The following is a 7,918-nucleotide window of genomic DNA, read 5'->3' on the forward strand; positions in this document are numbered from 1 at the left end:
CGAGGAACTGCGCGAATCGGAAGGCGGACCAGGGCCAGATCGGGGCAGGCGAGCCAGTTGCACGCGCTGCCGTTCCCCCGCGCGCAGTTCCTCGCGCCCCTGGTGGCCCCTGCGGGTCGGCGGAACCGCAGACCGGCGGAGCCCCGCGCCCCCGGCGTAGCCGGCTGCGCCCCGCCCCGGGGGTTTAATCCCTTCCGGGGTTCCTCCGGGCTGCCGGTAGACTGGCCCGCATGGCTGTTCCCTCCCGGCATTAGCGCGCGCAGCGCCCGCCAGATGCCCGCCGTCCGCTGCCCCCGCCAGTCCCAGGAGTACCCACAGCCATGATTGCTGCCAACGCGCTCGAACTGCGTGCCGGTGCCCGCGTCCTCATCGAGTCCGCCTCCTTCCGGATCGCCCCCGGCGACCGGATCGGCCTGGTCGGCCGCAACGGCGCCGGCAAGACCACCCTCACCAAGGTCCTGGCCGGCGAGGGCCTGCCCGCTGCCGGCACCGTGACCAGCTCGGGCCAGGTCGGCTACCTGCCGCAGGACCCGCGCACCGGTGACCTGGACGTCCTCGCCCGCGACCGCATCCTCTCCGCCCGCGGCCTCGACACCGTGCTCAAGAAGATGCGCGAGAACGAGGAGCGGATGGCCAACGGCAAGGGCGCCACCCGCGACAACGCGATGAAGAAGTACGCCCGCCTGGAGACCGAGTTCCTCACCAAGGGCGGCTACGCCGCCGAGGCCGAGGCCGCCACCATCGCCGCCGCGCTCGGCCTGCCGGACCGCATCCTCGGCCAGGAGCTGCACACCCTCTCCGGTGGTCAGCGCCGCCGCGTCGAGCTGGCCCGGATCCTCTTCTCGGACTCCGACATCCTGCTGCTCGACGAGCCGACCAACCACCTCGACGCCGACTCGATCGTCTGGCTGCGCGACTTCCTGAAGACCTACAAGGGCGGCTTCATCGTCATCTCGCACGACGTCGACCTGGTCGAGACGGTCGTCAACAAGGTCTTCTACCTGGACGCCAACCGCGCCGCCATCGACATCTACAACATGGGCTGGAAGCAGTACCAGCAGCAGCGCGAGGACGACGAGAAGCGCCGCAAGCGCGAGCGGGCCAACGCCGAGAAGAAGGCCGCCACCCTCAACGCCCAGGCCGACAAGATGCGCGCCAAGGCGACCAAGACGGTGGCCGCGCAGAACATGGCCCGCCGCGCCGAGAAGCTGCTCTCCGGCCTGGAGCAGGCCCGGGTCTCCGACAAGGTCGCCAAGCTGCGCTTCCCGGACCCGGCCCCGTGCGGCAAGACCCCGCTGACCGCCAGCGGCCTCTCCAAGTCCTACGGTTCGCTGGAGATCTTCACCGACGTCGGCCTGGCCATCGACCGCGGCTCGCGCGTGGTCATCCTCGGCTTCAACGGCGCGGGCAAGACCACCCTGCTGCGGATGCTCGCGGGCGTCGAGCAGCCGGACACCGGCGAGGTGATCCCGGGCCACGGCCTGAAGATCGGCTACTACGCGCAGGAGCACGAGACCCTCGACCCCGAGCGGACCGTGCTGGAGAACATGCGCTCCTCCGCCCCCGACACCGACCTGGTGCAGATCCGGAAGATCCTCGGCTCCTTCCTGTTCTCCGGCGACGACGTCGACAAGCCGGCCGGGGTGCTCTCCGGCGGTGAGAAGACCCGTCTGGCGCTGGCCTCCCTGGTGGTCTCCTCCGCCAACGTGCTGCTGCTCGACGAGCCCACCAACAACCTCGACCCGGCCAGCCGCGAGGAGATCCTCGGCGCGCTGCGCACCTTCACCGGTGCGGTGGTCCTGGTGACCCACGACGAGGGCGCGGTCGAGGCGCTCCAGCCGGAGCGGATCATCCTGCTTCCGGACGGCGTCGAAGACCTGTGGAGTGCCGACTACGCGGACCTGGTCTCGCTGGCCTGAGTGCCCGGGGGAGGGGCCGAGTAGACGCCTCCTCAGTAATCCGACGTAGAAAAGCCGGTCTCTGACGGAATCCGGGAATGGGAGACTCCCGGATTCCGTTTGAGGAGTTCCACTCGTGTCCGGGCGGTGTTCATCCCCCCGCCCGCCCGTGCTGATCAGCTCTTTCTCTCTTCACCCCATCCCCTCGTGTGCCGTCCGAGGGGGCGCGAGCACTCTTGGTGAGCGCCCTTGTGCGCTGCGATCACGACCGGCAGACTGCGCTTTCCCGGTATCGACCTTGTCGAATGGGTGGCCAGGAGCCTGGCTATGGGTGATCATGGGAATCTGACCGAGCAGCACAGTTACGAGGAGGCACGGGTGGCCGAGACTCTGAAAAAGGGCAGCCGGGTGACTGGTGCCGCGCGTGAGAAGCTCGCGGCCGATCTCAAGAAGCAGTACGACTCCGGAGCGAGCATTCGCGCGCTCGCGGAATCCACCGGCCGTTCCTACGGCTTCGTGCACCGCATGCTCAGCGAGTCCGGGGTCAATCTCCGGGGCCGTGGCGGTGCCACCCGAGGCAAGGGCAAGACCGCTGCCGCTGCCGGTTCCTGACGGACCGTCGGGCCAGTGGTCCGGCAAGGCAGCGCCAGTTGACCCGAGCGCCGGCACGTCCGTAGGACCACGCGGCTGATCGCCGCACACGCGCACGCATCACCACTCAGCTCCCAGCTCCAGACGAATCGGCGGCCGGAATCCCGGACCGCCGATCGTCGTTCCCGGCACCGCGGGCGGCCCCGAACGGGCACTGTCCGGCGGTGCCGGTTTTTGTTACTCTCCGGTAGCCAGTCACCCCGCTGCCGGAGGTACCGCTCATGACCAGCCCCGCCGTCGACCTCGACCCGCAACTCCTGGAGCAGGCCGGGGTCCGGCTCGAAGTCGAGGGCGACACCGCCGTGGTGACGCTCTGCCGCCCGGACCGCCGCAACGCCCAGTCGCCCGCCATGTGGCGTGCGCTCACCGCCATCGGCCGCAGCCTGCCCGGCACCGTCCGGGTGGTGCTGCTGCGGGGTGAGGGCCCCTCCTTCTCCGCCGGGCTCGACCGGGCCATGTTCACTCCCGAGGGCATCCCCGGGGAGCGGAACTTCCTCCAGCTCGCCGCCGCGGACGACAAGGACCTCGACGAGACCATCGCCTCCTACCAGGACGCCTTCACCTGGTGGCGCCGCCCCGACCTGATCTCGATCGCCGCCGTCCAGGGCCACGCGGTCGGGGCCGGCTTCCAGCTGGCGCTCGGCTGCGACATCCGGGTGGTCGCGGACGACGTCCGGTTCTGCATGAAGGAGACCTCCCTCGGGCTGGTCCCCGACCTGGCCGGCACCAAGCCGCTCACCGAACTCGTCGGCTACGCCCGGGCCCTGGAGATCTGCGCGACCGGCCGGCAGGTCGGCGCGGAGGAGGCCGTGGCCACCGGGCTGGCCAACCTCGCCGTCCCCGCCGCCGAGCTCGACGCCGCGGCGCGCGACCTCGCGGCCGCGCTGCTCGCCGCCCCGCGCAGCGCCGTCATCGAGACCAAGGCCCTCCTCCAGGGCGCGGCCACCCGCACCTACGACGAGCAGCGCACCGCCGAACGCGCCGCTCAGGCCCGCCGCCTCCGCGACCTCGCCGGCCTCGGCGACTGAGCGTTCACCCTCAGGTTCCGGCAGGGCAGCGCCCCGTAGGGGCGCGAGGAACTGCGCGCAGGGGGACGGCACCACGTGCAGCTGGATCACATGCCCTGATCCAGCGGTGGTCCGCCTTCCGTGATCGCGCAGTTCCTCGCGCCCCTGGGGTGCTGCCCTGCCGTCGTTTGGGCCGTACGGTCCTCAGAGCGGGCGCGACCCGTGGCGGAATGTCAGAGTTGGGCTGGTTTGCGATATAGCTGGACCCGTACCGCGAGGAGCCCACTGATGCCCGAGAGCCCGACGCCCGCCGCCCTGGCCAAGAACGACACCGCGAAGCCCGCGGCGGCGGAGGAGCGTGGCCGCACCGCCCTGGCCGTCGGCGTGGTCGAGAAGATCGCCGGCATGGCCGCCCGGGAGGTGACCGGGATCCATGCGCTGGGGTCCGGGTTCTCCCGGACCTTCGGGGCGATGCGGGACCGGGTGCCCGGCGGGAAGTCGAGCGTGGGCCGGGGGATCAAGGCGGAGGTGGGGGAGAAGCAGACCGCGATCGACATCGCCCTGGTGGTGGAGTACGGCGTGGTGATTCCCAAGCTGGCGGCCGAGGTCCGGGCCAACATCGTCGCGGCGGTGGAGAAGATGACCGGCCTGGAGGTGGTCGAGGTGAACATCGCCGTCAACGACGTCCACCTGCCCGACGAGCCGGACGAGGACGAGCAGGAGCAGGCCGAGGCCGAGAGCGGCCGTCGGGCCAGGGTGCAGTAGACCGGAGAGCGAAGGGGAACGGCGTGAATCTCGGCCTGATCGGGCTGGTGGTGGGGATGGCCCTGGGCTTCGCCGGGTACTTCGGCGGGTTCGCCGCCTTCCTGCTGGTGGCCGCGCTCGGTGCGGTCGGCTTCGTGGCCGGCCGTCTGATCGACGGTGACCTCGAACTGGGCGACCTGAGCGAGCTGCTGCGCGGCCGGGACCGGCGTCGTTGACCACCGCGGTTCCGGTGCCGGCGCCCCAGCGCGGCCAGCTGCGGATCGCCGACCGGGTGTTCACGCGGCTCGCCGCGCTGGCGGCGCGTCAGGCGCTGGCCGAGGACGACGGTACGGTGCAGCGCACCTCGGTGGTGGAGCAGCACGGTGAGGTGCGGCTGACGGTCGGGGTGGAGCTGCCCTTCCCGGCCGATCTGGCGGCGCTGGCCGAGCGGGTGCGGGCGGCCGTGCAGGAGCGGCTGTCGGAGCTGACCGGGCGGACCGTCGGCGAGGTGGTGGTCGTGGTGGAGCGGCTGGTGCCGCGTGGCCGGTGAGCTGACGGGGGACCGGCCCCCGGCCGCGGCGCGGCGGTTGCGTTCGGACCGGACCTTCTGGGCCGGGCTGGTGGTGGTCGCCGGGCTGGTGGTCGCCGGGGCGCTGCTGTACGACGCGGCGGCGGTGCGGGCCGGACGCACGGCGCGGCCGTGGCGCGCGGAGACCGCCGACGAGCTGGCGCGGCGTCACCTGGACGATCCGGTGGTGCTGATCGCGGCGGGGGCCGCCGTACTGCTCGGGCTGGGCTGCCTGGTGCTGGCGCTGACGGCCGGTCAGCGGCGCTGGCTGCCGCTGACCCGGCCGGGCGCGGTGATCGACCGGGCCGGGGTCTCCGCGCTGGTCACCCGGTGGGCCCGGCGGATCGACGGGGTGGACTCCGTGAAGGTCCGCACCGGGCGCGGCCGGACCGTGGTGCGGATCGACGGCGCGGCCGAACCGGCAGCCGTGGAGCGGGAGTTGCGGGCCGAGCTGGCCCGGGTGCCGCTGGCCGGGGAGCACCGGCTGGACGTACGGACCCGACGGGGGAGCCGATGAGCCGGGCCACGGTCAACCGCGCGCTCCTGCTGCTGGCCGGCGCGGCCCTGCTGGCGGGTGGCGTGCTGGTGCTGGCCGGCGGACTGGACCTCTACGGGCGGCTCGGGTGGACCCCGCCGTCCTGGTGGCCGCTGACCTCGCCGGACCAGCCGGTGTTCAGCGACGCCTCGCGGACCAGGTGGTCCGGTGAGGCCTGGTGGTGGCCGGTGGTCTTCGCGGTGCTCGGGCTCGCGGTGGCCGGCGGGCTGTGGTGGCTGTTCGCCCAGGCCCGCCGCAGCGGCCCCACGGCCGTCACCCTGCCCGTCGCGGCCCCCGGGCTCACCCTGCGGCTGCGGGCCAAGGCGTTGGCCGACGCGGTGGAGACCGAGACCATCGCCCTGCCCGAAGTCGCCCGGGTACGGGCCCGGTTGACCGGCACCCCGAAGCGGCTGCGGCTGTGCGCCGCCGTCCGGCTCACCCCGGACGCGGACCCGGCCGCGACCCTGGAGCACCTGCACGACGGACCGCTCGCCCACGCCCGCACCACGCTGGCCCGGGACCTCCCGGCCGAGCTGCGGCTGCGCGTGGTCCGGCCGCCCGCCCCGCCCAGGCGGGCCGGGACCGGACCCCGGGTGATCTGAGCACCCGCACGGGGCCCTCTGCCCGCACGCCGACGGGGGACGAGGCGGCTCGTCCTGCCCGTCGGCGGGTGGGAGACGGCCCGGGAGACAGCCCGGGACGACGGCTGCCCCTGCGGCGGAGCGGCCGGTCGCGGGGTCAGAGGGCGCGCAGAGCGCCGCCGTCGACGGGGATCATCACGCCGGTCAGGTACGAGGCGGCGGGGGAGAGCGCGAAGGCGGCGACCTTGCCGAACTCCTCCGGGGTGCCGTAGCGGCCGAGCGGGATGGTGGCGGAGGCCCGGGCCCGGGCCGCCTCCGGGTCGCCGCTCAGGGCGTCCAGCTCGCGCAGGCGGTCGGTGGCGATCCGGCCGGGCAGCAGGCCCAGGACGCGGATGCCGCGCGGGCCGAGCTCGTCGGCCAGCGACTTGGCGGCCATCGCGAGGCCCGGCCGCAGGCCGTTGGAGATGCCGAGGCCGGGCACCGGCTGACGGACCGAGGTGGAGAGCACGAAGGCGATCACGCCGCCCTCGGTGAGCGAGGCGGCGGCGGTGCGGGCGATCCGCAGGGCGCCGAGCACCACGGACTCGAAGGCCGACTGCCACTGCGCCTCGGTGGTCTCCAGCACCGTCCCGGCCGCGGGGCCGCCGACGCTGACCAGGACGCCGTCGAGCCGCCCGAACTCGTTGACCGCCGCGTGGACCAGCTGGGCCGCCGCCCCGGGGTCCGCGTTGTCGGCCGCCACGCCGAGCACCCGGCCCGGGGCGCCCAGGGCGTTGGCCGCCGTCTCCACCGCCTCCTTGGTGCGGCCGCTGATCACCACCTGGGCGCCGTCGGCGAGCAGCTCGCGCGCCGTCGCGAAGCCGAGGCCGCGGGTCGCCCCGGTGACCACGTACACCTTGTCCTGAAGTCCGAGATCCATGGGGCACATCCTGCCGCAAACGGAGCGTCAGGGAGTGACCGGTTCCGGTGCGTTCACGTCCGCCGTCCCGGCGGCCTTCGCCGCGGCGGCCGCCCGCTCGCGGGCCTCGCGGCGGGCGAGCACCACCAGGCCGACCGGCAGCAGGCCGGCGAACAGCCACCACTGCACGGCGTACGCCATGTGCGGGCCGATCGAGGAGTGGTCGGGCTCGGCGAGCAGCAGCGGTGAGTCGCCCTGGGCGGGGGAGGACGCGGTGAGCTCGACGAAGCCGCCGAGCACGGGGGTGCCCAGGCGTTCGGCCTGCTCGGTGCTGCTGATCAGCTGGTACTGACGGTCCGGCAGCTTGCCGCGGGCCTTGAGACTCTTGCTCTCGGCGGACTCGTCGGCGCGCAGCCGGCCGGTGACGCTCACCTGGCCGGCGGGCGGGGCCGGGACGGTGGGGTAGCTGGTGGCGTCCCCGGCCGAGTCCACCCAGCCGCGGTTGACCAGGACGGTGCCGGCGCCGTCGGCCAGCCGGAGGGGCGTGATCACGAAGTAGCCGATGCTGCTGCCGCCGGGCTCCGTGCGGTTGCGGATCACGAACTCGGCCGCCGGGTCGTACTGGCCGGTGGCGTTGACGGTCCGCCAGGTGAGGTCCTTCGGGACGGCCGCACCGGGGCGCGACAACGAGTCGAAGGGGACGGCGGGGGCGGTCAGGCTCTGCGCGATCAGCTCGTTCCGGGCGACCCGGGCCTCGTGACGGTGGTACTGCCAGAAGCCCAGCCGGACCATGGTCGGGATCAGCAGCAGCACGAGGAGGGCGATCAGCGCCCAGCGCCGGGACAGCAGAAAACGGTACACATCGGCAAACTACGCGCACTCACACCGCGATCACACACCGGGGTCCGCAAGTGGGTCGGCAGGGCAGCGACCCAGGGGCGCGAGGAACTGCGCGCGGGGGAACGGCACCACGTGCAACTGGCTCGCCTGCCCCGATCCCACGCCGGTCCGCCTTCCGGACTCGCGCAGTTCCTCG

Annotated in this window: 10 protein-coding genes; 8 read left to right on the forward strand and 2 right to left on the reverse strand. The window is 73.3% G+C overall.

Annotated elements, in window-relative coordinates; translation table 11 throughout:
• Nucleotides 1–320 precede the first annotated feature (320 nt).
• The 8 genes from ACWEPF_RS39150 (at nucleotide 321) to ACWEPF_RS39185 (ending at nucleotide 6,005) form a co-directional block, all read left to right on the forward strand.
• Nucleotides 321–1,919, forward strand: a complete 1,599-nt coding sequence (locus ACWEPF_RS39150) for an ABC-F family ATP-binding cassette domain-containing protein (protein WP_345290766.1) — start codon at nucleotides 321–323, stop codon at nucleotides 1,917–1,919.
• 357 nt (nucleotides 1,920–2,276) lie between these two features.
• Nucleotides 2,277–2,510: a helix-turn-helix domain-containing protein gene (locus ACWEPF_RS39155; RefSeq protein ID WP_452176421.1), complete on the forward strand. Its 234-nt coding sequence runs from the start codon at nucleotides 2,277–2,279 to the stop codon at nucleotides 2,508–2,510.
• A 260-nt stretch (nucleotides 2,511–2,770) separates the two neighbouring features.
• The gene (locus ACWEPF_RS39160) at nucleotides 2,771–3,577 is read left to right on the forward strand and encodes an enoyl-CoA hydratase/isomerase family protein (protein ID WP_452176422.1); all 807 of its coding nucleotides are present in this window, start codon (nucleotides 2,771–2,773) and stop codon (nucleotides 3,575–3,577) included.
• Nucleotides 3,578–3,844: 267 nt separating this feature from the next.
• Entirely contained in the window at nucleotides 3,845–4,321 is a 477-nt protein-coding gene (locus tag ACWEPF_RS39165) for an Asp23/Gls24 family envelope stress response protein (protein ID WP_345290763.1), read from the forward strand.
• Between the two features lie 23 nt (nucleotides 4,322–4,344).
• Nucleotides 4,345–4,536, forward strand: a complete 192-nt coding sequence (locus tag ACWEPF_RS39170) for a hypothetical protein (protein ID WP_345290762.1) — start codon at nucleotides 4,345–4,347, stop codon at nucleotides 4,534–4,536.
• On the forward strand, nucleotides 4,533–4,850 hold the full coding sequence (locus ACWEPF_RS39175; RefSeq protein WP_345290761.1) for a hypothetical protein: 318 nt from the start codon (nucleotides 4,533–4,535) through the stop codon (nucleotides 4,848–4,850). The genes ACWEPF_RS39170 and ACWEPF_RS39175 overlap by 4 nt, the downstream gene beginning before the upstream one ends.
• Entirely contained in the window at nucleotides 4,840–5,385 is a 546-nt protein-coding gene (locus ACWEPF_RS39180; protein WP_452176423.1) for a DUF6286 domain-containing protein, read from the forward strand. The genes ACWEPF_RS39175 and ACWEPF_RS39180 overlap by 11 nt, the downstream gene beginning before the upstream one ends.
• Entirely contained in the window at nucleotides 5,382–6,005 is a 624-nt protein-coding gene (locus ACWEPF_RS39185) for an alkaline shock response membrane anchor protein AmaP (protein WP_452176424.1), read from the forward strand. Before ACWEPF_RS39180 ends, ACWEPF_RS39185 begins: the two co-directional genes overlap by 4 nt.
• A gap of 136 nt (nucleotides 6,006–6,141) precedes the next feature.
• Here ACWEPF_RS39185 and ACWEPF_RS39190 read toward each other — a convergent pair whose 3' ends face one another.
• Both ACWEPF_RS39190 and ACWEPF_RS39195 read right to left on the reverse strand, forming a co-directional pair.
• Nucleotides 6,142–6,903, reverse strand: a complete 762-nt coding sequence (locus ACWEPF_RS39190) for an SDR family oxidoreductase (RefSeq protein ID WP_449796544.1) — start codon at nucleotides 6,901–6,903, stop codon at nucleotides 6,142–6,144.
• A 27-nt stretch (nucleotides 6,904–6,930) separates the two neighbouring features.
• Nucleotides 6,931–7,743, reverse strand: a complete 813-nt coding sequence (locus ACWEPF_RS39195) for an SURF1 family cytochrome oxidase biogenesis protein (RefSeq protein WP_452176425.1) — start codon at nucleotides 7,741–7,743, stop codon at nucleotides 6,931–6,933.
• Nucleotides 7,744–7,918 lie beyond the last annotated feature (175 nt).

The organism is Kitasatospora sp. NPDC004289 (assembly GCF_053602875.1).

Bases quoted from the DNA above. Each gene is read 5' to 3' on its own strand.
- ACWEPF_RS39160 (WP_452176422.1), top strand. From the start codon at position 2,771: ATGACCAGCCCCGCCGTCGACCTCGACCCGCAACTCCTGGAGCAGGCC.
- ACWEPF_RS39190 (WP_449796544.1), bottom strand. From the start codon at position 6,903: ATGGATCTCGGACTTCAGGACAAGGTGTACGTGGTCACCGGGGCGACC.
- ACWEPF_RS39165 (WP_345290763.1), top strand. From the start codon at position 3,845: ATGCCCGAGAGCCCGACGCCCGCCGCCCTGGCCAAGAACGACACCGCG.
- ACWEPF_RS39150 (WP_345290766.1), top strand. From the start codon at position 321: ATGATTGCTGCCAACGCGCTCGAACTGCGTGCCGGTGCCCGCGTCCTC.
- ACWEPF_RS39185 (WP_452176424.1), top strand. From the start codon at position 5,382: ATGAGCCGGGCCACGGTCAACCGCGCGCTCCTGCTGCTGGCCGGCGCG.